The sequence below is a fragment of the Embleya sp. NPDC127516 genome, from assembly GCF_044765325.1.
Taxonomy (GTDB): domain Bacteria; phylum Actinomycetota; class Actinomycetes; order Streptomycetales; family Streptomycetaceae; genus Embleya.
This window is the reverse complement of record NZ_JBIWJT010000001.1, coordinates 188,298-211,845: the sequence shown is the minus strand read 5'-3', so window position 1 is coordinate 211,845 and position 23,548 is coordinate 188,298. Positions and strand designations below refer to the sequence as shown.

Annotated in this window: 23 protein-coding genes; 14 read left to right on the top strand and 9 right to left on the bottom strand. The window is 71.9% G+C overall.

Annotation, left to right across the window (positions count from 1 at the left end; translation table 11 throughout):
- Window positions 1–53 precede the first annotated feature (53 nt).
- The 4 genes from ACIRL2_RS00935 to ACIRL2_RS00920 form a co-directional block, all read right to left on the bottom strand.
- Window positions 54–752 carry a phosphoadenylyl-sulfate reductase gene (locus ACIRL2_RS00935; protein ID WP_395859758.1) on the bottom strand — a complete coding sequence of 233 codons (699 nt, stop codon included), beginning with the start codon at window positions 750–752 and terminating at the stop codon, window positions 54–56.
- Window positions 749–970 (bottom strand): hypothetical protein, encoded by a 222-nt coding sequence (locus tag ACIRL2_RS00930; protein ID WP_395859757.1) that lies wholly within the window; start codon window positions 968–970, stop codon window positions 749–751. Before ACIRL2_RS00930 ends, ACIRL2_RS00935 begins: the two co-directional genes overlap by 4 nt.
- On the bottom strand, window positions 967–2,664 hold the full coding sequence (locus ACIRL2_RS00925; protein ID WP_395859756.1) for a nitrite/sulfite reductase: 1,698 nt from the start codon (window positions 2,662–2,664) through the stop codon (window positions 967–969). The genes ACIRL2_RS00930 and ACIRL2_RS00925 overlap by 4 nt, the downstream gene beginning before the upstream one ends.
- Before the next feature lie 133 nt (window positions 2,665–2,797).
- Window positions 2,798–2,881 carry a putative leader peptide gene (locus tag ACIRL2_RS00920; RefSeq protein WP_355541009.1) on the bottom strand — a complete coding sequence of 28 codons (84 nt, stop codon included), beginning with the start codon at window positions 2,879–2,881 and terminating at the stop codon, window positions 2,798–2,800.
- 226 nt (window positions 2,882–3,107) lie between these two features.
- Here ACIRL2_RS00920 and ACIRL2_RS00915 point away from each other — a divergent pair, with 226 nt between their 5' ends.
- The 3 genes from ACIRL2_RS00915 (at window position 3,108) to rsgA (ending at window position 6,452) form a co-directional block, all read left to right on the top strand.
- Entirely contained in the window at window positions 3,108–3,644 is a 537-nt protein-coding gene (locus tag ACIRL2_RS00915; RefSeq protein ID WP_395859755.1) for a hypothetical protein, read from the top strand.
- Between the two features lie 111 nt (window positions 3,645–3,755).
- The gene (locus ACIRL2_RS00910) at window positions 3,756–5,126 is read left to right on the top strand and encodes a YihY/virulence factor BrkB family protein (RefSeq protein WP_402229193.1); all 1,371 of its coding nucleotides are present in this window, start codon (window positions 3,756–3,758) and stop codon (window positions 5,124–5,126) included.
- A 237-nt stretch (window positions 5,127–5,363) separates the two neighbouring features.
- Window positions 5,364–6,452: a ribosome small subunit-dependent GTPase A gene (gene rsgA / locus ACIRL2_RS00905; protein ID WP_402229191.1), complete on the top strand. Its 1,089-nt coding sequence runs from the start codon at window positions 5,364–5,366 to the stop codon at window positions 6,450–6,452.
- Window positions 6,453–6,495: 43 nt separating this feature from the next.
- Here the strand turns inward: rsgA and yidD are convergent, their stop codons facing one another.
- On the bottom strand, window positions 6,496–7,245 hold the full coding sequence (gene yidD, locus ACIRL2_RS00900) for a membrane protein insertion efficiency factor YidD (protein WP_402229189.1): 750 nt from the start codon (window positions 7,243–7,245) through the stop codon (window positions 6,496–6,498).
- Window positions 7,246–7,346: 101 nt separating this feature from the next.
- Between yidD and ACIRL2_RS00895 the strand changes: the two genes are divergently transcribed.
- Window positions 7,347–8,528, top strand: a complete 1,182-nt coding sequence (locus tag ACIRL2_RS00895) for an acyl-CoA dehydrogenase family protein (protein WP_402229187.1) — start codon at window positions 7,347–7,349, stop codon at window positions 8,526–8,528.
- A gap of 208 nt (window positions 8,529–8,736) precedes the next feature.
- On the top strand, window positions 8,737–9,603 hold the full coding sequence (locus ACIRL2_RS00890; RefSeq protein ID WP_395859750.1) for a DUF1206 domain-containing protein: 867 nt from the start codon (window positions 8,737–8,739) through the stop codon (window positions 9,601–9,603).
- Between the two features lie 6 nt (window positions 9,604–9,609).
- Here the strand turns inward: ACIRL2_RS00890 and ACIRL2_RS00885 are convergent, their stop codons facing one another.
- Together ACIRL2_RS00885 and arfB are read right to left on the bottom strand one after the other, a co-directional pair.
- Window positions 9,610–10,110, bottom strand: a complete 501-nt coding sequence (locus tag ACIRL2_RS00885; RefSeq protein ID WP_402229185.1) for an ATP-binding protein — start codon at window positions 10,108–10,110, stop codon at window positions 9,610–9,612.
- 250 nt (window positions 10,111–10,360) lie between these two features.
- On the bottom strand, window positions 10,361–10,783 hold the full coding sequence (gene arfB, locus ACIRL2_RS00880) for an alternative ribosome rescue aminoacyl-tRNA hydrolase ArfB (RefSeq protein ID WP_395859749.1): 423 nt from the start codon (window positions 10,781–10,783) through the stop codon (window positions 10,361–10,363).
- 95 nt (window positions 10,784–10,878) lie between these two features.
- On the opposite strand from arfB, the gene ACIRL2_RS00875 reads away from it, so the two are divergent.
- From ACIRL2_RS00875 to ACIRL2_RS00840, 8 genes are all read left to right on the top strand, one after another.
- Window positions 10,879–12,888 (top strand): S9 family peptidase, encoded by a 2,010-nt coding sequence (locus ACIRL2_RS00875; RefSeq protein WP_402229182.1) that lies wholly within the window; start codon window positions 10,879–10,881, stop codon window positions 12,886–12,888.
- Between the two features lie 259 nt (window positions 12,889–13,147).
- Window positions 13,148–14,386 (top strand): acyltransferase family protein, encoded by a 1,239-nt coding sequence (locus ACIRL2_RS00870; RefSeq protein ID WP_395859747.1) that lies wholly within the window; start codon window positions 13,148–13,150, stop codon window positions 14,384–14,386.
- Between the two features lie 82 nt (window positions 14,387–14,468).
- Complete coding sequence (locus ACIRL2_RS00865; protein WP_395859746.1) at window positions 14,469–14,771, top strand: urease subunit gamma; 303 nt, start codon at window positions 14,469–14,471, stop codon at window positions 14,769–14,771.
- Entirely contained in the window at window positions 14,768–15,193 is a 426-nt protein-coding gene (locus tag ACIRL2_RS00860; RefSeq protein ID WP_402229178.1) for an urease subunit beta, read from the top strand. The genes ACIRL2_RS00865 and ACIRL2_RS00860 overlap by 4 nt, the downstream gene beginning before the upstream one ends.
- Entirely contained in the window at window positions 15,190–16,911 is a 1,722-nt protein-coding gene (locus ACIRL2_RS00855; protein ID WP_402229176.1) for an urease subunit alpha, read from the top strand. Before ACIRL2_RS00860 ends, ACIRL2_RS00855 begins: the two co-directional genes overlap by 4 nt.
- Window positions 16,912–17,037: 126 nt before the next feature.
- Window positions 17,038–17,727, top strand: a complete 690-nt coding sequence (locus ACIRL2_RS00850) for an urease accessory protein UreF (RefSeq protein WP_402229174.1) — start codon at window positions 17,038–17,040, stop codon at window positions 17,725–17,727.
- Complete coding sequence (ureG, locus tag ACIRL2_RS00845; protein WP_402229172.1) at window positions 17,717–18,466, top strand: urease accessory protein UreG; 750 nt, start codon at window positions 17,717–17,719, stop codon at window positions 18,464–18,466. Before ACIRL2_RS00850 ends, ureG begins: the two co-directional genes overlap by 11 nt.
- Window positions 18,463–19,308, top strand: a complete 846-nt coding sequence (locus ACIRL2_RS00840; protein WP_402229170.1) for an urease accessory protein UreD — start codon at window positions 18,463–18,465, stop codon at window positions 19,306–19,308. Before ureG ends, ACIRL2_RS00840 begins: the two co-directional genes overlap by 4 nt.
- On the opposite strand, the gene ACIRL2_RS00835 is transcribed toward ACIRL2_RS00840, so the two are convergent.
- On the bottom strand, window positions 19,224–20,759 hold the full coding sequence (locus tag ACIRL2_RS00835; protein ID WP_402229168.1) for a PQQ-binding-like beta-propeller repeat protein: 1,536 nt from the start codon (window positions 20,757–20,759) through the stop codon (window positions 19,224–19,226). The genes ACIRL2_RS00840 and ACIRL2_RS00835 overlap by 85 nt on opposite strands.
- Before the next feature lie 490 nt (window positions 20,760–21,249).
- Window positions 21,250–22,416, bottom strand: coding sequence for an SRPBCC family protein (locus ACIRL2_RS00830; protein ID WP_402229166.1), 1,167 nt, complete (start codon window positions 22,414–22,416; stop codon window positions 21,250–21,252).
- 149 nt (window positions 22,417–22,565) lie between these two features.
- On the opposite strand from ACIRL2_RS00830, the gene ACIRL2_RS00825 reads away from it, so the two are divergent.
- Window positions 22,566–23,513, top strand: coding sequence for an alpha/beta fold hydrolase (locus ACIRL2_RS00825; RefSeq protein ID WP_402229164.1), 948 nt, complete (start codon window positions 22,566–22,568; stop codon window positions 23,511–23,513).
- Window positions 23,514–23,548: the final 35 nt, after the last annotated feature.

Genomic DNA, 23,548 nt, shown 5'->3' with positions numbered 1-23,548 from the left:
CAACCCCTCCTTCGTCTTCGTCGAGCACGGTGCCGTGGTGCGTATCGGGCCGGTCATGTGTGGATCCCACACTCGGTCTTGCCGTTGCCGGCCCATCGTCCGGCACGGGCGTCCTCGCCGGGCGCCACCCGGCGGGTGCACGGCGCGCAGCCGATCGAGGCGTACCCGTCCATCAGGAGCGGGTTGGTCAGTACGCCGTGCTCGGCCACGTAGGCGTCCACGTCGTCCTGTGTCCAGCGGGCGATCGGGGCGACCTTGACCTTGCGCCTGCGCGCGTCCCAGGACACGACCGGGGTGTTCGCCCGGCTCGGCGAGTCGTCCCGGCGCAGTCCGGTGGCCCACGCGCGGTAGTTCGTCAGCGACCGCTCCAGCGGCGCCACCTTGCGCATCGCGCAACACGCGTCGGGATCACGATCGTGCAGCGCGGCGCCGTACTTCTCGTCCTGCTGGACGACGGTCAGCTCCGGGTGCACGGTGATCACGTTGACGTCGTAGATCGCGGCGACCGCGTCGCGGGTGCCGATGGTCTCGGGGAAGTGGTAGCCGGTGTCCAGGAAGACCACGTCCACGCCCGGCGCCACCTTCGAGGCGAGGTGCGCGACCACGGCGTCCTCCATCGAGGACGTCACGCACCAGGTCGGGCCGAACAGCTCGTGCGTCCAGGCCAGGATCTCCGACGCGCCGGCGTCCTCGAGTTCGAGGCCGGCGCGAGTGGCGAGTGCCTCGAGATCGGTGGTCTCGGTGACGGTCATCGGGCCTCCTCCTGTGTGATCGACCGGTCGTGCTCTGCGGTGCCGTGCTTCTGCGGGAAGACCAAACCCAGGAACTTCAGCGAGAACGCCCGCCGGCAGGCCGAGCACAGCCAGGTGCCGTGTCCCTCCTCGTGCGGACGAAGGTCCTCGTCGCCGCAGAAGGGGCAGTAGAACGGGACGGCCCGCTGACCCGGCTCGGCGCCGCCGGCGGCGCTCACGACAGGTCCGCGTCGGCCGCGCGCACGGCCCACTGGGCGAAGCGCTCGCCCTCGGTGCGCTGCTCCTGGAAGCGGCGCAGCACGCGTTCGATGTAGTCGGCCAGGCCCGCCGAGGTCACCTTGAGGCCGCGGATCTTGCGCCCGAAGCCGGGGTCCAGGCCGAGCCCGCCGCCCAGGTGCACCTGGTAGCCCTCGACCTGCTCGCCGTCGTCGTCGAGCACCAACTGGCCCTTGAGGCCGATGTCGGCCACCTGGATCCGGGCGCACGCGTTCGGGCAACCGTTGATGTTGATCGTGATCGGCTGGTCGAACTCCGGCAGCCGCTGCTCGAGTTCGTCGATCAGCCGGATCCCGCGACCCTTGGTCTCCACGATCGCCAGCTTGCAGAACTCGATGCCGGTGCAGGCCATCGTGCCGCGCCGGAACGGGCTCGGGTCCACCCGCAGACCGAGCGCCTCCAGACCCTCCTTGAGCGAGGCGACCTTGTCCTCGGTGACGTCCAGGATGAGCATCTTCTGCTCGACCGTGGTGCGCACCCGGTCCGAGCCGTGCCGCTCGGCGAGGTCGGCGATCTTGCCGAGCGTCGCGCCGTCGACCCGGCCCACGCGCGGGGCGAAGCCCACGTAGAAGCCGCCGCCCTTTTGCGGACGCACGCCGACGTGGTCGCGCCACACCTGCGCGGGCGCCTCGGGCGCGGGGCCGTCGACCAGCTTGCGGCCCAGGTATTCGTTCTCCAGCACCTCGCGGAAGCGCTCCGGCCCCCAGTCGGCGACCAGGAACTTCAGCCGCGCGCGGTTGCGCAGCCGGCGGTAGCCGTAGTCGCGGAAGATCGAGATGACGCCTTCCCAGACCTGCGGCACCTCCGCCAGCGGCACCCAGGTGCCCAGGCGGACCGCGAGCTTGGGGTTGGTGGACAGCCCGCCGCCGACCCACACGTCGAAACCGGGGCCGAACTCGGGGTGCACGACGCCGACGAAGGAGATGTCGTTGATCTCGTGCGCGACGTCCAGCAGCGGCGATCCGGAGATCGCGGTCTTGAACTTGCGCGGCAGGTTCGAGTACTCGGGCTTGCCGATGTACAGCCGGTTGATCTCGTCGATGGCCCAGGTGCCGTCGATGATCTCTTCCTCGGCGACGCCGGCCACCGGCGAGCCGAGCACCACGCGCGGGGTGTCGCCGCAGGCCTCGGTGGTGGACAGGCCGACGCCCTCCAGGATCCGCCAGATCTCCGGGACGTCCTCGATCCGGATCCAGTGGAACTGCACGTTCTGCCGGTCGGTGACGTCCGCGGTGCCACGCGCGAACCGCTCGGAGACCTCGGCGATGGCCCGCAACTGGGCCAGGTTCAGCCGGCCGCCGTCCACCCGCACGCGCAGCATGAAGTACTCGTCGTCGAGCTCGTGCGGTTCGAGCACGCCGGTCTTGCCGCCGTCGATCCCGGGCTTGCGCTGGGTGTACAGGCCCCACCAACGCATCCGGCCGCGCAGGTCGTTGGGGTCGATCGAGGAGAAGCCGCGATGGGCGTAGACATTCTCGATGCGCGCGCGCACATTGAGACCGTCGTCGTCCTTCTTGAACTGCTCGTTCCCGTTGAGTGGCTCGTGATGGCCGAGGGCCCACTGACCCTCGCCGCGATGGCGAGCGGTCTTGCGGGCGCGGGGACCGCTGCCGGCGGTGTCGGTAGTGGCGGCCATGGGGAGCGTCCTCCGGGCGGATCGGTGGGGGACGCGCAGGGGAGCATCCGGCCGCACCCTCGCCGGACCGGCCGTGAGAGTCGAGGTGCCGGTGCGACCGCGCGCCCGGCAGACAGGTGCTACGGGCGGGTCGTCAGACCGGCGAACAGACGGCGCTGGACATGCGTCCGAGGTCGACGTGGAGTCGACCTACGAGAGCAATACCGGCGCGTGACATGTCGCAAAGATTGACATGGAGCCAGAAAGCCGTCCATCACTGTCCGGGATGCGAACGCCCATCTCACATATCGAACACGCATGCCCACATTATGAGATGAGATGATCTTCCCCGCCGGTCGCGGCATGGATCGTCGCCGCGGTTGGTTACGGTACGGGTGGTCGGATGCCGTTTCCCCCGAACGGTACGCGGCCCACGCACCACAGTGGACGAGGAGCTGATGGGTATGCCAGGCGAGGTTCTGGGCGCGCCCCGGCGCAGAACGCGCTCCGTATGCGTTCCCGTATCTACCGCGGGATCCGCCTCCGAGCGGCCGGAGCCGCGTCGCGAGGAAGCGGTCGAGACACTGCGGTACGCCCTCAACGGATTCCTCTCCGCGATCCGTGCCGATCGTGCCGGGCAGGTCGGTCCGGTCGACGCCGATGCCGACGGTACCCGGTATCGGCTGCTCGCCGCGCTCGCCGACGAACTCGACCTGGACAACGAGCGGCTGGCCCGGGTGCTCGGCCTGCCGGTGCCCGCCGTGCGCGACCTGTTGGACGTGCACGGACGCGAGGGTCTGGTCGAGGCGGTGCGCGCCGGGCGCGGCCGGGGCGGCTCGGTGGCCCGGCTCACCCCGGCCGGACGGCGCGAGTTGTACCGGCTCGACACGTTGTTCCGGGAGAGTTGGGAGAGCGCCTTCGCGGACCTGCCGGCCGAGGAACTGCGCACCGCGGCGCGGGTGCTCAGCAGGCTTTCCGGGGTGCTCGTGCCCACTCGCTGACCAGCGCGGACCACCTGATGAACGGGGTGTGGAGGGCGGCCGAACGGGGGGTGGATCCACCCGGTCGGCGACTTGGCGAATGGCGGGCCCCCGGCCGGATACCTTAAAGGGGTGGCAGCGGACTACCAACAACGACCTCGCCTGCGAGGGGCCGGTCGCATCCGGTTGCGGAGCGCATTGTGGCGGATACTCCGCGAGACGGTGATCTCCTGCTTCAACCACCGGGTCACCGGCCTGGCCGCCGAGGCCGGGTTCTTCATGCTGCTCTCGCTGCCCCCGCTGCTGCTCGGGCTCGCCGGTACCGTCGGCTACCTGCACGGCATGATCGGCGGCAGCACGGTCAACGACCTCAAGGCGGACATCGTCAAGGCCGCCGGGTCGGTGCTCTCCAGCAAGAGCACCGAGCAGGTGGTGGTCCCACTGGTCAACGACGTCTTCGACTCCGGGCGCGCCGACATCATCTCGGCCGGCTTCCTGATCGCCCTGTGGTCCGGCTCGCGCGCGCTCAACGTCTACGTCGACACCATCACGATCATGTACGGCCTGTCCGGCAAGCGCGGCATCGTACGCACCCGACTGCTGTCCTTCACGCTGTACGTGGTCGGCCTGCTGCTCGGGATGTTCCTGATCCCGCTCCTGGTGGCCGGTCCCGAGTTGGTGGTCAAGGCCTTCCCGCACTTCGCCGGGACCGTGCACATCCTGTACTGGCCGGTCCTGGTGGTGCTCTCGGTCTGCTTCCTGACCTCGCTCTACCACGTGTCGGTGCCGGTACGGACGCCGTGGCGCGAGGACATACCCGGTGCGCTGGTCGCCCTGCTCCTGTGCATCCTCGGCAGCTTCCTGCTGCGCGTGTACCTCGCCACCACCATCGACGGCCCCACCGTCTACGGCTCGCTCGCCGCCCCGGTCGCGGTCATGGTGTGGATGTACTTCGCGGCGATGGCCGTGCTGATCGGCGCGGCCGTCAACGCCGCGATCGACCAGGTCTGGCCCAGCCAGGAGACCGCGCAGGCGCGCGCCGAGCGGGACAAGGAGAAGGCCGCCGAGGAGATCGCCGCGGCCATGGAGCACCTGCGCTCGGGCCGGCACCGGGGCAACCCCGGCGACTGGACACCCACCTCGGACGAGCACGACGAGATGGAGGACACCGTCATCCACGGCGAACTCCCCGACATCGCCGAGCCGCCGTCCGAGTTCCCCGAGCGCTGGGCCATCCACGCGCGCGACGCCAAGCGCGGCGACGCGGGCACGGTCAACGGTCGGGCCAACGGCAGCCGCCGGGCCGGCGAAGTGCCCACCCGGATGCCGTCCCGACCGCCTCGACCGCCCGGTCCGCCGCCCACCAACGGCCAGCCGCCGAGCCTGCACATGCCCGCCGGGCAGGAGTTGCCGGGCCTGCCGCTGGACGACACGGCGTGGCCGCCGCGGCCGACCCGCCCCGTGGCCGGCGAGCAGGAACACGCTCGACGCGACCGGCCGTGATGGCCTAGGCTTTCCCGAGTGGTCCGCTGGGGCCACGTGGTACCCGAGAGCGCGCGACCCGAGGTCGCACACAACAGGTGGGAGGTGGATGTCGTGACCACGACCTTGATGACGGTCGCCCGGATGGGCTGGACCTCATTCCCCCTCTCCATCTCTCGGGTTCGCACCGCGTAGCCGCACCGGGTCGTTCCGGGTGGCGCGCAGGTCGGCGGATCCGCCCCTCGAAGGGCCACCGGCTTGTCTTCCCAGCAGCACCGCATTTCCCGCAACACCTCTTCCGTCGCGACCTCCGACGTGCTCGCCGCCTACGGCTGGGACGCGGACCACGACATCGAATTCGCTCCCTACCTGACCCACGGCCTCGTCCCCGGGCGGATCGCCCGCGTGGACCGCTCGCTGTGCGAGGTGGTCACCGCCGACGGCACCGTGCGGGCCGCGCACGGCGGTGGTGAACTGCCGTGCACCGGCGACTGGGCCGCGCTGGAGTTTCCCGACGACGGCCGCGAGGCGTTCGTCGCCGCGCTGCTGGAGCGCCGGACCGCACTGGTGCGCTCGCAGGCGTCCGGGCGCTCGGCGGGTCAGGTCCTGGCGGTCAACGTCGACCTGATCGGCGCCGTCGTCCCGCTGGACGTGCCGCCGGATCTCGGCCGGCTGGAGCGGTTGCTCACGCTCGCGTGGGAGAGCGGCGCCCGGCCGCTGGTCATCCTCACCAAGGCCGACCTCGCGGCCGACGCCGACGACCTGCGCACCGACGTCGAGTCGGTGGCGATGGGCGTGGACGTCGTGGTCGCCAGCGCGCTCACCGGCGAGGGCCTGGACGTGCTTCAGGCTTACACCGCCGGGCAGAGCGTCGCGCTGATCGGCACCTCCGGCGCGGGCAAGTCCACGCTCACCAACGCGCTCGCGGGCGCCGAGGTGACCTCGGTCCAGGAGGTGCGCGGCGACGGCAAGGGCCGGCACACCACCACCTGGCGCGAGTTGGTCCCGCTGCCGAACGGCGGCGTGCTGGTGGACACCCCGGGCATGCGCGGCGTCGGCATGTACGACGTCGGCGAGGGTCTGGACCGCACCTTCGCGGACATCGACGCCCTGGTCCGGGACTGTCGCTTCGCCGACTGCACGCACGACAGCGAACCCGGCTGCGCGGTGCTCGCCGCGATCGAGGCGGGCGAACTGCCGCAGCGCCGCCTGGACAGCTACCGCAAGCTGCTCCGGGAGGCACGCTGGATCGCCTCGCGCGAGGACCATCGCATCCGCGCCGAGCGGGCCCGTGAGTGGAAGCTGATCCACAAGGAGATGCGCCGCTCGCCGTCGCCGAAGAAGTGACGCCGGGTCGGGGGGCGGACTCGGTCCGCCCCCCGACCGCCGGTCAGTGTCCCTTCGCCCGCCGTGCGCCCGGCACCGGGTCGAAGCCGCCGTTGCCGGGGCGGCAGCGGATCAGCCGACGCGCCGTCAGATACGTGCCCCGGACCGCGCCGTGCCGGTGCAGGGCCTGCTTGCCGTAGGTCGAACAGGTCGGCGTGAAGGTGCAGCACGGCGGGGTGCGCGGGCTGATCTCGGTGCGGTAGCGCTCCACGGCGGCACCCAACCGGCGGGCGGGCGAGCCGCCGCGTGGGCGGAGCAGGCTGGTCAGCGCGATCCACATCAGGCGCAGCGAGAACAGGCTGATCAGGCACGCGTCGCAACCGCAGTCGCCGTTTCCCCCGCCGCCTCCGCGACCGCCCCCGCCGCCGCCCCCGCCGCCACTACCCCCGCCTCCACCACTGTCCCGATCGCCGCCGTCCCGGTTGCCGCCGCGGCCGCAGCAGCCCCGGCCGTCGCCTCCGCCGCCACCACCTCCGCCGCCACCACCTCCACGACCACCGCCCGATCCACCGCCGGACCCCCCGGAACCGCCGGATCCGCCGCCGGACCAGCCGTCGCCGCCACCACCACCTCCGCCGCCCGAGGGCTGGTTGCCCAATTCCCCGGCTGCGTCCACGAGATCCTCACGGCGCTCCTGGCGGCGGCGACGTTCCTCTTCCTCCTCGAGCCGGCGGCGCCGCTGCTCGGGCGTCTCGCCGGGCGGGCCCGCGCCGTCACCGAACAGGGGATGCGGGTCGTGTGGCGGTTGGGTCATGGTGGTGCTCCCCGTGTTCCGGATCTATGTTCGGGGCAATCTACCGGGACCCGTTCGGCGCCGTTCGGGTCTCCCGGTCCGCACACAGGAGGCACCCGCAGATGGCCAAGGCACCCGCGTTCGACCCGATGGACCCGCTCGGCATCGACGATCTGCTCGACCCCGAGGACAAGGCGATCCGGGACACCGTGCGCCGATTCTGCGCCGACCGGGTCACGCCTTACGTGGCCGAGTGGTTCGAGCGCGGCGAGCTGCCCGACGTGCGGGAACTCGCGCGTGGGCTGGGCGGGATCGGCGTACTCGGGATGACCCTGGACGGCTACGGCTGCGCCGGGACCAGTGCGGTGCAGTACGGCCTGGCGTGCCTGGAACTGGAGGCGTGCGATTCGGGGTTGCGCTCGCTGGTGTCGGTGCAGGGCTCGCTGGCGATGTTCGCGATCCACCGCTTCGGCACCGAGGAGCACCGACGCACGTGGCTGCCTCGGCTGGCCGCGGGCGAGGCGCTCGGGTGCTACGGGTTGACCGAGCCCGATCACGGTTCGGATCCGGCGTCGATGCGTACGCACGCCAAGCGGGACGGCGACGACTGGGTGCTCAACGGCCGCAAGATGTGGATCACCAACGGCTCGGTGGCCGACGTGGCGGTGATCTGGGCGCAGACCGAGGAAGGTGTGCGCGGCTTCGTGGTGCCCACCGACACCGCCGGCTTCGCGGCCGTCGACATCAGGCACAAGATGTCCCTGCGTGCGTCGATCACCAGCGAGTTGACGCTGGACGACGTACGGTTGCCGGCCGACGCGGTGCTGCCCGACGTGGTGGGCATGCGCGGCCCGCTGACGTGTCTGGGCGAGGCCCGGTACGGAATCGTGTGGGGCACGGTGGGCGCGGCGCGCTCGTGCTTCGAGTCCGCGCTGGACTACGCCCGCACGCGGGAGCAGTTCGGCCGGCCGATCGGCGGGTTCCAGCTCACCCAGGCCAAGCTGGCGGACATGGCGGTGGAGATCGGCAAGGCGCACCTGCTCGCGCTGCACCTGGGCAGGCGCAAGGACGCGGGCGCGGTGCGCCCGGAGCAGATCAGCTTCGGCAAGCTCAACAACGTCCGCGAGGCGATCGCGATCGCCCGTCAGGCGCGTACGATCCTGGGCGCGAACGGGATCTCGCTGGAGTACCCGGTGATCCGGCACATGAACAACCTGGAGTCGGTGCTCACCTACGAGGGCACCTCGGAGATGCACACCCTGGTCATCGGCAAGGCGATCACCGGCCTGGACGCCTTCCACTGATGGGACCCGCGCGGCGGGGGTGCCTCCGCCCGACCGCCCGGCGACCCGACCACCCGACCACCCGACGACCTCTCGATTCCTTGATCCCCGACGCTGCGGCGGCTTTGCGCGCCGTTTGCCCAGGGCCGGTCCGGGCAGACGCCTGCCCAGCCGGATGCCGTACGGCACGGCCGCGAAGGCGCTCCGGGACAACCTTTGGGGATACGACATGTCAGCGTCAGCCTCCATGGCCGAATCGGGTCGTGAAGCCAAGGCCGCCGGGCGGCAGGCCGCCGACAGCAAGGTGATGGTGGGCCTTGCCCGAGCGGGCCTGGCCGCACGCGGCCTCCTCTATATCCTCGTCGGCGCGATCGCGGTGCAGATCGCCTTCGGCGACAAGAACCAGGAAGCCGACCGGGGCGGTGCGGTCGAGGAGATCGGCAAGAAGCCGTTCGGCGAGGCCATGTTGTGGGTGCTGGTCGTCGCGCTGATCGGGATGTGCCTGTGGCGGCTGGTGGAGGCCGCGTTCGGGCAGGCCGTGCCGGACGGCAACAAGGCGAGCAAGCGACTGATGTCGCTGGGCCGGGCGATCTTCTACGGCTTTGTGGTCGTCTCCCTGATCCGCACCCTCACCGCGGACGGTGGCGAGCAGGGCAAGGAGCAGGGCGGCAGCAGCAACGAGACCTCGAAGGACCTCACCGCCAAGGCGCTGGACTGGCCGGGTGGTCGGTATCTGGTGGGACTGGCCGGACTGGTGCTGCTCGGCGTCGGGATCGGGATGGCCGTACGGTACGCGCTGCGCAAGTTCCGGGAGAAGCTGAACACCGGCGAGATGAGCCCCACGCAGCGCAAGGTGGTGGACCTGCTCGGGATGATCGGCGGAATCAGTCGAGGTGTGGTGTTCGGCGCGGCCGGTGTGTTCATCGTGGTGGCGGCGGTGAAGTTCGACCCGAACCGGGCCAAGGGAGTGGACGAGACGTTGCGCTCGTTCGCGGGCACGCCGGTGGGGCCCGCCCTGCTCGTGGTGGTGGCACTGGGCCTGGTGGTGTTCGGGCTGTACTCGTTCTGTGAGGCGCGGTGGCGCCGGGTGCGCTGAGGCCGGCTACCCCGGCGCGTCCCCGCGCACCGTGACCCGGATGCTCTTCCCGGCGCCGACCGACAGGACGTCGATCCGGCCGCCGATTTCGGCGACCATCAGCTTCACGATCATCAACCCCCGGCCGTCCTCGGCATCCGGGCCGGTGTCCAGGAGCGCGTGCGGGCGGAACGGGTGGTCGTCGGCGACCTCGAGGCGGACCTCGGCGCCGGTGTGCGACGCGGTGATCCGGATGCGCTCGGTACGGATCGCGGCGTGTCGGACCGCGTTGGAGGTCAGCTCGGTGGCGACCAGGAGCAGGATCTCCTCGATCTCCTCGGCCACCCCCCAGGCGCGTAACAGGTCGCGCAGGCGATGCCGTACCTCGGGCACGCCGGCGACCGTGGGTGCGATGGTCCAACGCACGAACACGGGCCCGGGTCGATGCTCGGGATCCGGGTCGTGCCGGTCGTCCCTCGAGGTGCGCTCGTGGCGAGCGCGGGCGCGGGCCCGCCCGACGGCGGTCACGGATGACTCGACGAGCGGGACGCGACCGGGACGATCGTCGGATGGGGCGGATGGGGCACACGTGCGGGGGATGGCATCCCGGAGTCCTTCGCTTCGTTCACTGCGGAGCGCGGGTCTTGCGCCGGCGTTGGCAGTGTGCGATGGCCCGTCGTGCTCGGGGCGTGGTTTTCCGGGTGTGATCCGTAATGCTTCGGTAAGTGGCACTTCATCTCGACTTTGCGCCCGGTTCGGATCCTGTTCGGATCCGGGATCAATCGCCCGTCGAGCGCCGCAGTCGTTTGATCTCACCGCGATGGTGCTTGTTGCGCAGCCTGCGTTCGCGCATCCCGCGCGAGGGTTTGGTCGGCCGCCGGGGTGGCGGGGGCGGGGCGGTGGCCTCGACCAGGAGCTCGACCAATCGGCGGACCGCGGCCTGTCGATTCATGAGCTGGGAACGCTGCTCGGACGAGGCGACCGTGAGTACGCCGTCCACCAGGCGCCCGGCCAATCGGTGCAGCGCCCGCTCCTTGAGCACGTCGGGCAACATCGTGCTGGCGCCCAGGTCGAAGGACACCTCGGCGCGGCTGTCCGTGGTGTTCACCGACTGTCCGCCCGGTCCGGAGGAGCGCGAGAATCGCCACGACAGCTCGGCGGCGGGTATCACCACGCCGCGAATGTCGAGATCTGTCGTCATACGGACATGATCCCGTGTCGCACCGGCCCGGGTCGACCGGGTTTTCGAGCGCGTTGGCGGATGCTTTCCGGGCTCGGGACGGAGAGGATCGGGGGATGAGTGCCGACATGAACGCGGACGAGACGAAGACATACGGGTCCTGGCCCTCGCCGATCACGGCCGAGCGGCTCGTGGAGGGGGCCGCGACTCCCGGCGACATCCGGGCCGACGGCGAGGACGTGTGGTGGTCGGAGGGTAGGCCGTCCGAGGGTGGCCGGATCCAGTTGGTGCGGCTGCGACCGGGCGGGTCGCCCGAGGACGTGCTGCCCGAGGGGTTCTCGGCGCGAACCCGCGTGCACGAGTACGGCGGCGCCGCCTGGACGGTTCGCGCGGGTGTGCTGGTCTTCGCGAACTGGACCGATCAGCGGTTGTACCGCCTCGCGCCCGGCGACGCGGCGCCGGTGCCGGTCTCCGCCGAGCCGGAGGTCGAGGCGGGCCTGCGCTACGCCGACTTCACGATCGTGCCCGCGGGGCAGTGGGGTCCGGGCGAGTGGCTGGTCGCGGTGCGCGAGAGCCACGAGCCGGCGGCGGTGAACACGCACGGCGAGGCGGTCAACGAGATCGTCGCGCTGCCGCTGGACGGTCCGGGCGGCGATCGGGTCCTGGTCACCGGACCGGACTTCGTGTCCTCGCCGCGCCCGGCCGCGGACGGCTCCGCGCTCGCCTGGACCCAGTGGTCGCACCCGGACATGCCGTGGGACGCGGCCGAGCTGATGGTCGCGGCGATCGAGGCGGGGCCGCGGCCGACCGGCGCGCAGGCGCTCGCGGGCGGCGGGCGCGAATCGGTGGTCCAGCCCGAGTGGGGGCCGGACGGCGCGCTGTGGTTCACGTCGGACCGCACCGGGTGGTGGAACCTGTACCGGGTCGGTGCGGGTGGGCAGGTCGAGGCGGTGGCGCCGGTCGAGGCGGAGATCGGCGGCCCGCAGTGGGTCTTCGGCGAGCGCTTCTACACCTTCCTCGACGACGGCCGGATCGCCTGCTCGGTCGGCTCCGGCGGCTTCGACCACCTGGGTCTGGTCGACCCGACCCGCCCGGAGCAGCCGCCAGCCCGGGTGGAGACCGGGCTGAACCGGTTGTCCGACCTGGTCGCGGTGCCCGGCGGGGTGTTGTTGATCGGCGGTGGTCCGGACGACGAGGACGCGCCGCGCCGGGTTCGGCTCGCGCCCGGCACCGCCACCGCGTTGCAGATCGAACGGCTGCGCCCGGCCCGGGACTTCGGGTTGGACGCGCAGTGGTTCAGCGCGCCGCGGGCGATCGAGTTCGCCTCCGCGGCCGGCCGTACCGCGCACGCGCTGCTGTATCTGCCGAAGAACCCGGACGTGCGGGCGCCGGAGGGTGAACTGCCACCGTTGATCGTGTCCATCCACGGCGGGCCGACCGCGCAGGCGTCGGCGGTGCTCAACCTGCGGATCCAGTACTGGACCAGCCGGGGCTTCGCGGTGGCGGACGTCAACTACGGCGGCAGCACCGGTTACGGCCGGGAGTACCGCAACCTGCTGTACGACTCGTGGGGCATCGTCGACGTCGAGGACTGCACCGCGGTGGCCCGGCACCTCGCCGACACCGGCGTCGTGGACGGCACCAAGCTGGCCATCCGGGGCGGCTCGGCGGGCGGCTACACCACGTTGGCCGCGCTGGTGGCGGGCGACGACTTCACCGCCGGCGCGAGCCACTTCGGCGTCGCCGACATCGCGGCGCTGGCCCGGCACACGCACAAGTTCGAATCGCGCTACCTGGACCGACTGGTCGGCCCGTACCCGGAGGCCGAGGCGGTCTATCGGGCGCGCTCGCCGATCAACCACACCGAGCACCTGTCCACTCCGCTCGCGGTGTTCCAGGGGCTGGAGGACCAGGTGGTCCCGCCGGCCCAGGCGGAGATGATCGTCGCGGCCCTGAAGGAGAAGGGGCTGCCGTACGTCTACCTGGCCTTCGAGGGCGAACAGCACGGCTTCCGGCGGGCGGAGAACATCATCCGCGCGTTGGAGGCCGAACTGTGGTTCTACGGAAAGGTCTTCGGCTTCCGGCCGGCCGACCCGATCGACCCCCCGCCGGGTGGGGGATTCTGACCGGACACAGCTCGAACCGAGCGCGGCGTCCCCTCCGACGGGGCGCCGCGCGGGTGACCGACGCGGCCCGTCGGCCCGCCCGTCCGGATCGGGCGCGCGGGCCGTTACCCTCGGGTCCTGTGATTCCCGAGGCAGTGCGGACATGCCGACGCACTCGGTCATCGGTTCGTATGTTTTCGCCCGCCTCGGGTGGGATGGTGTCGACCGCACCGCGGTCGACCGTCCGAGCCGAGGCGGCCCACCGTCGAGGAAGCCGACCATGCCCGAAGCGCCCGTCGAAGAGCGACCCTCCGCCGCACCGGATCGCGGGCCTTTGCCCGATCCGCCGGTCCCGGCTCCCGCCGCCCGCCGCACGGGTCCCACCCGCCTGTACGCGCTCGACGTGCTTCGACTGTTCGCCGCGCTCGCCGTGTTGTCCTTCCACTGGACGGCGGACGCCGGCGTGCCGGAGATCTGGGGCGGTCGCACCCCGCAGGACTTCATGCCGACCGTCGCCGGGATCACCCAATACGGCTGGCTCGGCGTCGAACTGTTCTTCATCATCAGCGGCTTCGTGATCTGCATGAGTTCGTGGGGGCGGCAGGCCGGCGACTTCGTGGTCTCCCGGGTCGTGCGCCTGTATCCGGCCTTCTGGGCGGCCATCCTGCTCACCGCCACGGTCCTGCACTTCGCGCCGGACCTGGGCCGGCCGGGCGCTCGGGCCGGCATCGACGCCCGGACCGTGCTGGTGAACTTCACCATGTTCGAGGGCCGGCTCGGGTACAAGGACGTCGACGGCGTCTATTGGACGCTGTGGCTGGAACTGCAGTTCTATCTGCTGTTCGCGATCGTCGTGGCGATGGGATTGACCTATCGCCGCGTGGTCGCCTTCTGCGGCATCTGGCTGGTCGTGGCGATGATCGCGAACGGCAGCGAGGTGCCGATCCTGGAAGAGCTCGCGATGTTGCGTCAGGCGCCGTACTTCGTCGCGGGTGTGACCATCTACCTGATGTATCGCTTCGGGCCGAATCTGCTGCTCTGGGCCATGGTCGGCTTCACCTGGCTGCTGGCGATGGCGGACGTGCCGGGCCTGAAGAAGGTCTACGACGACGCGGTCGGCGACCCGATGTCGACGGTGGGCGTGTCGGTGGCGATCACTCTGGCCTACGCGGTGATCATCGCGGTGGCGCTGGGCTGGTTCGACTGGGTGCGGTGGAAGGGGCTGGCCGTGTTCGGCGCGCTGACCTATCCCCTGTATCTGATCCACCAGGAGGCCGGCTGGACGCTGATCCACTGGCTGCGCGAGCGCGGGCTCGGCGACCGGGCGGCGATCGGGGTGGCGCTGGTCGCGGCGCTGACCGTGGCATGGCTGCTGCATCGCCTGGTCGAGCGTCCGCTGAGTCGGCTCATGAAGCGCGGCTTCGACAAGTCCCTGACGACCATGCGAGCGGCGTCCGACCCCGCCCCGAGGCGCGGGTTGCGGCGTTCGAGTGGTGAGGGTTTGGATACACCGCGTTAACATGCCCCGTTTCGACGGGTAACACGCGGCGGCGATTCTTCGAGGGCAACGAGCCGGTACGACTCTCGAGGAGGGGCACGACGTGTTGCTGACCCCGCATGAGCAGGAGCGGTTGATGGTCTCCTACGCCGCCGATCTGGCGCAGCGCAGGAGAGCCAGAGGACTGCGGCTCAACCACCCGGAGTCGGTGGCGGTCCTGTCGTCGTTCCTGCTGGAGGGCGCGCGGGACGGGCGCTCGGTGGCCGACCTCCAGGAGGCGGGTCGACACGTGCTCGCCCGGGACGACGTGATGGAGGGCGTTCCGGAGCTGTTGGCGGACGTGCAGGTGGAGGCCACCTTCCCGGACGGGACCAAGCTGGTGACCGTGCATCGGCCGATTCCGTGAGGCCGCGCCGGTCGTTGGCGGCCGTGGTGCCGGGCGAGATCCTGCTGGGCGAGGAGCCCATCCCGCTGAACCCGGGGCGGGCGGTGCTGGTGTTGCCGGTGGTCAACGCCGGGGACCGGCCCGTGCAGGTGGGATCGCATCTGCACTTCCCGGCGGCCAACGACGCGTTGGAGTTCGATCGCCGAGCGGCCTGGGGGCATCGGCTGCACGTGCCCGCCGGGACCGCGGTGCGGTTCGAGCCGGGCGTGGCCCGCGAGGTGGAGCTGGTGCCGTTGGCCGGTGCCCGGATCGTGCCCGGGCTCCGGCCCGGCCGCGGCGGGGTGCTGGACGCGGGCGACACCGGGGACGCCGGGGACGTGGGGGAGGCGATGGGCCCGGGACACGCGGCACGGGGCGCGTCGGACGGGGAGGACGCGCGATGACCTCGATCGATCGGCACCGATACGCGCTGCTCTACGGCCCCACCACCGGCGACCGGATCAGGCTCGCCGATACCGAACTGCTGGTCGAGGTGACCGAGGACCTGACCCGCCCGCGCGGTGCGGCCGGGGACGAGGCGATCTTCGGCGGCGGCAAGGTGATCCGCGAGTCGATGGGGCAGTCCGTGGCCACCCGCGCCGAGGGCACGCCGGATACGGTGATCACCGGCGCGGTGATCCTGGACCACTGGGGGATCGTCAAGGCCGACGTCGGCATCCGGGACGGCCGGATCCGGGCGATCGGCAAGGCGGGCAACCCCGACACGATGGATGGAGTGCACCCGGACCTGGTGATCGGCCCGTCGACCGAGATCATCGCGGGCAACGGCCGGATCCTGACCGCCGGCGCGGTCGACTGCCATGTGCACCTGATCTCGCCGACCCAGTTCCCCGAGGCGCTGTCGGCCGGGGTGACCACGATGGTCGCCGGCGGTACGGGGCCCGCCGAGGGCAGCAAGGCGACCACCGTCACGCCCGGCGCGTGGCACCTGGCCCGGATGCTGGAGTCGCTGGACGGGGTGCCGATCAACTTCGTCCTCCTGGGCAAGGGCAACACCGTGTCCGAGGAGGCCATGTGGGAGCAGATCCGGGCCGGCGCGGGCGGCCTCAAGCTGCACGAGGACTGGGGCTCGACGCCCGCGGTGATCGACGCCGCGCTGCGTGTGGCGGACGCGGCGGGCATCCAGGTCGCGCTGCACAGCGACACGCTCAACGAGACCGGTTTCGTCGAGGGCACGCTGGCCGCGATCGGCGGGCGGACCATTCACGCCTATCACACCGAGGGTGCCGGCGGCGGGCACGCGCCGGACATCATCACCGTGGCCGGACTGCCCAACATCCTGCCCTCGTCCACCAATCCGACCCGGCCGCACACCGTCAACACGGTCGAGGAACATCTCGACATGCTGATGGTCTGCCACCACCTGAATCCGGCCGTCGCCGAGGACCTGGCGTTCGCCGAGTCGCGGATCCGGCCCTCGACCATCGCCGCCGAGGACGTGCTGCACGACCTCGGGGCGATCTCCATGATCGGCTCGGACAGCCAGGCGATGGGCCGGGTCGGCGAGACCGTGCTGCGCACGTGGCAGACCGCGCACGTGAACAAGGTCCGGCGCGGCGCGCTGCCCGGCGACGGGGCCGCGGACAACCTGCGGGCCCGTCGTTATGTGGCCAAGTACACGATCTGCCCGGCCGTCGCGCACGGCCTGGACGAAGAGGTCGGCTCGGTCGCCGTCGGCAAGCTCGCCGACCTGGTGTTGTGGGACCCGAGGTTCTTCGGCGTACGACCGCACCTGGTCGTCAAGGGCGGGGCCATCGCGTGGGCCGCGATGGGCGACGCGAACGCGTCCATTCCCACGCCGCAACCGGTGTTGCCCAGGCCCATGTTCGGTGCGGCGGCGCGCACCGCCGCGGCGACGTCGGTGCACTTCGTGGCGCCGGCGGCGCTGGAGGACGGGCTCGCGCGGCGGCTGGACATCGACCGCCGACTGGTGCCGACCGGCGATGTGCGAGGACGGGGCAAGTCGGCCATGCCGCTCAATGACGCCATGCCGCACATCGAGGTGGATCCCGAGACGTTCTCGGTGCGCGTGGACGGGGAGAAGGTGGTCGCGGCGCCGGCCGGAACCCTGCCGATGGCGCAACGTTATTTCCTGTTCTGATTGCGCATGAAAGCTTCTTGACGGAGGGTCAGTGAAAGCTGACTCACCGTCAGGATGTAGAACTGTGACTGCGGTGACCGGCCAGGACCGACATCGACACGTTACGACCAGTAAGAGGTGGTACTCATGGGTGCTGGACTTCTCCTGCTCGGGGATTCCAGGCTGCCGGCAGGCGGCTACGCGCATTCGGGCGGCTTGGAGAACGCCGTCCAGCGGGGCGAGGTGCACGACCTCGACACGCTCACCGAATTCCTGCTCGGCAAGCTCTACGGCACCGGGGCGGTGCAGGCGGCCTTCGCCGCCGTCGCCGCGCTGACCGCAGGGCCGTACGCGCTGCCCGAGATCGCGCCGTGGGCCGAACTCGACGCCGAACTCGACGCGCGGACCCCCTCCGCGCCGGCCCGGGCCGCCTCGCGCGCCCAGGGCCGATCACTGCGCCGGGTGGCCAAGGCGGCCTGGCCCACCGAACCGTGGCCGGCCCTGGGGGTGTCCCCGCACCACGCGATCGTGCTCGGCGCGGCGGCCACCCGGGCCCGGCTCGACGAGCGCGAGGCGGCCGTGCTGGCCGCGACCAACGTGGTCAACGGGCCCGCCTCGGCAGCGGTCAAGCTGCTCTCCCTCGATCCGATCTCGGTCACCGTGGTGCTCGCCGAGATGGCCGGGCACTGCGATCAGGTCGCCGAGGAGGCCGCCGACGCGGCCCGCACCGTGTTCGCCGACGGCGACTGGGACCGGCTGCCGTGCTGGTCCTCGGTCGGCCTCGACGTCTGCGCCGAACTGCACGCCCACGAGGAGGTCGTCCACTTTGCATCTTGACCATGCCCCCGGCAACGGCGGGACCCACACGCACCTTTCGCCGCCGCCCACCGTGCCCGGCTCGCGCGCGTTGCGGATCGGCATCGGCGGACCGGTGGGATCCGGCAAGACGGCGCTGGTCGCCGCGCTGTGCCGGGTCCTCGCCGACCGCTTCTCGCTCGCGGTGGTCACCAACGACATCTACACCACCGAGGACGCCGACTTCCTGCGCGCCGCAGGGGTGTTGGCGGCGGACCGGATCGCCGCCGTGCAGACCGGCTGTTGTCCGCACACCGCCGTGCGCGACGACATCAGCGGCAACCTGGACGCGATCGAGGACCTGGAGGCGGCGCATCCGGACCTGGACCTGGTGATCATCGAGTCCGGCGGCGACAACCTGACCATGACCTTCAGCCGGGGTCTGGCCGATGTGCAGATGTTCGTCATCGACGTGTCCGGCGGCGACAAGGTGCCGCGCAAGGGCGGCCCCGGGGTGACCCGTTCCGACCTGCTGGTGATCAACAAGACCGACATCGCCCCGCAGATCGGCGCCGACCTGGCCGTGATGGACCGCGACGCGGCCCGCATGCGACCGGGCACCCCGGTTGCCTTCCTGTCGCTGCGCGAGAGTCCGGGCGCGGACGTGGTCACCGCGTGGGTGCTCGACCAGATCGCCGCATGGCGGGCCGGCACGGCGGTACCGGTACGGCCGGCGGGCCGGGTCGAGGTCGCGTCGGCCGCGGCCCCGGTCCTCGGGTGAGGGCAACCGCCCTGGTCCGCGCGGAACTTCGGCACGGCCGCACGGTGCTGACCGAACTGCGCGGACAGGTGCCGCTGCTGCCGCGCGAGGTGTCCGTGCCGGGCGGTGTCGCCGAGGTGGTCTTCGTGGGCGGCGCGGCCGGACCGATCGGCGGCGACGACCTGGCGCTGCGCGTCGAGGTGGGGGCCGGCGCGCGGCTGCGGGTACGCACCGCCGCCGCCGCGGTGATCCTGATCGGCGACGGCACGCCGGCCCGGCAACGGGTGGACCTGGTGATCGGCGCCGGCGGCCTGCTGGAGTGGCTGCCGGAACCGGTCGTGGTGGCCGCGCGGGCCGCCTTCCACAGCGTCGTGCGGGCCGAACCGGCGCCGGACGCAGGCCTGTTGGTGCAGGAGACGCTGGTCCTGGGGCGTGTCGACGAGCCCTGCGGGGACGCGCTCTCGCGCTGGGACGTGGTCGTCGACGGGCGTCCGGTGCTGCGCCAGCAAAGCGGCTACGGCCCGGCCGCGCATCCGGGCTGGCGCGGACCGGCGGGCACGGCCGGCGGGACGGTGGTGGCCACCCGGTTGACCCTGCCTGCCCCGCCCGATCGACCGACCAGTGCGCCGGGCCGGGCGGTGTGCGATCTCGCGGGCGGCGGTCTCCTGGTGACCGTGACCGCGCGGGACACGATGACGGCACACCGCGCGCTCGCGGGGACGTCGGCCTCGGCTCCGGCCCCCGCGACGCCCGCGGCCCCGGTCGCGGCCTTGGCGGATCAGCTCTCCAGGGCGACCAGTTCGGAGCCGGCCGTACCCAGCAACAACACCTCGCCGGTGCCCGCGGCAGCGGCGGTCAGGTAGGTCGACAGCGGATGCGTCCAGCGCCGCCGGCCCGTCGCCCGATCGAAGGCGTGCAACTCGTCGGTGCCGCCGGCATAGGCGATCCCGTCCACCACGGCCACCGGGCTGGGCACGCCGGCACCGGTGGTCCGCCGCCAGCGCTCCGCGCCGGTGCGCGCGTCCAGCGCGTACAGCGTCCCGACGTCGGTGGTGTAGATGATGTCGTCCACGACCACCGGCGCGGTCAGGTCCGGGGTGCCGCGGAAGCGCCAGACGATCTCGCCGGTGGCGATGTTCAGCGCGACCAGGGTGAACCCGGTGACCACGTAGACCAGATCACGGACGACGTGCGGAGGCCGGGTGATCGGCGCGGCGAGGTGGATCGACCATCGCGGCTCCCCGCGCTCGGGGACGATCGCGCTGACCGTGCCGTCGGTATGGGTCAGGTACACCAGGTCGCCGCCGCCGTTCTCGCCGATCACGGCCGGCATCACCCCGCCGCGCTGCGCCGACTCGCTCCACTCCCAGCGGTGCGCGCCCTGCGCGATGTCGAACGCGAGCACCCGGTCGTCCCGGGTGCCCACCACCAGGGACGAGCCCAGCATCACCGGCGCGCCGAGGATCTGGTCGCCCGCGTACTGCTGCCACACGCGTTCACCGTTGCCCGGGTCGAGCGCGGAGAGTTGCCCCGCCACACACGCCAGGAACACGGCGGTCCCGGAGACCACCGGCTCGGACCACACCATCGACTCGGTGCGCGCGGTCCACAGCGCGACGCCGGTCTCGGTGCCCAGGGCCATCACCACGTTCTCGGTGGTCGTGCAGTAGGCGACGTTGTCGAAGACCTGGAGGGTGGTCACCCGGCCCTCCACCGCGCGCCGCCATCGCGTCTTCGGCTGCGACCGGCCCTCGCCCAGCCGCGCGAACGCGACGCCGGCCGAGGTCACCGTCGCCGCGGTCACCGCGAAGCCGCCCGCGATCAGGAGCCGGCGCCGGGTCAGCGTGCTCCCGGTCGGCGGGTCCTGTGCCCGGGCCGCCTGCGGCATGTCGGCGCGCTCGCGCGCGGGAGCGGCGGGCAGGACCAGTATCGAGGGCCGCGGGGTCAGCACCCGGTCCACGTCCACCGCCGTCGGACGTTGTCCGGGGTCGGGATCCAGGCAGCGCCGGAGCAGCGGGCTCAACTCGGCGGAGGGCGTGCCGCCCCCGGCGAGCGTGATCAGCGTGCCGAACGCGTACACGTCCTCGGAGGGATCACCGCCGTCGTCCGCGTCCGTGCGGCCCGCGAAGCCGGTCACGCGCGGACCGTACGGGGTGATCAGCACCTGGTCCGGACCCAGCCGGCCGTGCACGAGACCGATCGCGTGCACACGGGCCAGAGCGTCGGCGATGCCCGCCGCGACCTCGCGCAACGGGCCGTCCGCAAGCGGACCGTCGTGGTCGAGCACCTCACCGAGCGTCCGCACTCCGGGCATCGCCCACGCCCTTCCGGGACCTGTCGACGTGCTTGCTGGAGAGCAGAGTAGGACCTGGGGGGCGGCACGGATAGAGCCCGGAAAAACGATCCGGAAACGGTTCGCCGGCCCGACTCGCGAGGGGAACACGAGGCGCCAGGGGCGACCTCGGCGGCGATTTCGGACCGGTACGCGTGTGCTCCGGGACCGGGCCGGAACCGGTTCGGACCGGGGACGGGCCGGCTTCGGATCGGGTCCGGATCGTGTGGGGACCGGCTTCGAGCCGCGTTCGGACCGCGTTCGGACCGGGGCCGGACGAGGAGCGGGCCGGCTTCGGGACAAAGACGGACCTGCTTGGGGGCAGAAGACGGACCTGCTTCGGGCAAAAAAGAAAAGGAGGCGCCCGGCCAAAGGCGCCTCCTTCGCGAACCGCACAGCGTTTCGCGAGCAGGACGATCATAACCCGCCCGCGCCCGCCGGCCCGCCGGCCGGCCCGGGGTCGTCGCGGCGCTCAGTCCCGCGCCGAATCGAGCGCGCCGTCCCACACCCGGTGCCAATGGGCGACCGCCGACTCGCCCGTCCCCACGACCATCGTCGGCAGACCCGCGTCGAAGCCGCGCTGACAGGACTCGGCGCCGGGGAAGTCCTCGGTCACCAGCACCCGCTTGTTGGTCTCGTGGTTGGCCCGGGCCATGGCGATGCTGCCCTCGGCCGGCGGCTCCCAGGTGCCCTCGGTCATGTGCACGACCGAGCGGTTCGGTCGGTCGCCCGGGTAGATCCGCAACATCGTGGTGCTCAGCGGGCTCTCGATCAGCACGGTGGACGGCAACACCGTCTGCACGTTGACCATCGGCAGCCGCGCGGGCCAGGACTCCTCGGGGACTTCGGCGAGTTGCTCGAACCCCACGATCGGGACCGCGAACCGGGTGTGCGGTCCCCACGTGTCGACGATGCCGTGGTTGAGCACGATCCCGTTGATGGTCGCGGTGTGCAGGAACGGTACGTGGTACGCCTCGACGTTGACGTCGACGGTGAGCTTCCAGTTGCAGGCCAACTCGAACCGCTCGCTGACCACCGCGCGGGTGCGGTCGTACGGGAAACCCGCGTAGGCGTCCTCCAATTCGTCCAGCGCACCGGCCACTTCGACGTCCGGACGCAGGCCGACCACGACCAGGCCGGCGGACAGCGCGACCGGCAGCGGGCGCAGGCCGAACCTCTCCGGGTCGATCCCGGGGAACTGCGGGCGCCCGGGCAGCCCGGTCAAGGCGCCCCGGTCGTCGAAGGTCCAGCCGTGATAGCCGCAGCGAAAGCGCTGCGCGCTGCCGCAACCGGTGCCGGTCAGGCCCTCGGTCTCCGGGACGTCCCGGCTGACCCGCATGCCCCGGTGGGTGCACGCGTCCAGGAACGCGTGCAATCCGCCGTCCCGGTCCCGGGTCACCAGGACCGGTACGCCGTCCACGTCGCGCGCGATGAAGTCGCCCGGCTCGGCCACCTCGCCGGCCCAGCCGATCACCTGCGGAGTGCGGCGGAAGAGCACCTCCCGCTCGCGGGCGTGCCGGGCCGGGTCGGTGAAGCACGAGCCGTCCAGGACGGCGGGCGCCGCGCCCAGGTCGAGCGTGCGGTGGGTGATGTGCTCGATGATGCGCCGCCCGGTGGCGACCACGTCCTGGTGCTTCACGGTGTGACTCCGATGTCCGGGCCGGCCGGCACAACCCCGACCGGATCTCTGTTACACCGTTACATTGTTGGACCGGGCCGATACCCCGTCAATGACCCGCGACCGGATGTGGTGTCATCAGTGGGCAATCGCACGTGGAGGTCAGCACCATGCCCGGCCGGGTCGAGAACGTTGCCTATGACATCGCGGGCCTGACCCTGTCGGGTCTGCTCGCCCGACCCGGACCCGGCGTCCGCCCCCGCGGACTGCTGCTCGCGCTGCACGGCGGCGGGTCGCGCGCGGCCTATTGGCATCGCGAGGGCGCCGCCGAGGGCTCACTCCTGCTGTTGGGCGCGGGCCTCGGCTGGGCGGTCCTGGCGATCGACCGACCCGGTTACGGGGCCTCCGCGGGTCTGGCCCGGGAACGACAGGGGCTGGACGCGCAGGCGGACCTGGTGTTCGCGTTGCTGGACGAGGTGGCCGAGAGCCTCGCCGACTCGTCGGCCGAGGCGGCCGGGATCCCGGCCGGCGCGGAGTCGAAGGGGCCGGGTCGGCTGCCGGTGTTCGTCGTGGCGCACTCGATGGGCGCGATCCTGGCGCTGCGGATGGGCGCGGACAAGCGCGGTCGGGACTTGCTCGGGCTCGCGGTCGGCGGCGCGCCGTTGCGGTACACGCCACAGCGGTTGGCCGAGTTCGCCTCGGTCCCCACCGAGGGCGACTTCGTGCCGTCGACCGGCGGCGGCACTCCGGACACCTTCTTCGGGCCACCCGGGTCCTACGACCCGGCGCTGCTTACCCGGGCCGGGCGGGTGGCGGCGGCGGTGCCGATGGCCGAGTTCCTCGACGTACGGGAGACCCCGCACACGCTGCCCGCGGTGCTGGCCAGGGTGGTGCCGCCGGTGCACTGGACCGTGGCCGAGTTCGAGCGCTCCCAGCCGGCCGGTCCCGAAGTGCCGGACGAGGCACGCGAGTTGCTCGCCGCCGCGGGTTGGGTGGAGACGCACACGCAGCGCGGTGTCGGGCACAACATCAGCCTGCACCACGCCGCGCGCGCGTATCACCTGCGGGTGCTGGCCTTCGCCGAGGAATGCCTGCTCGCGAGCCCCGCCGACGGCTGACGCACCGACTGCGGGGGAGCCGGCGGCGCCGATCC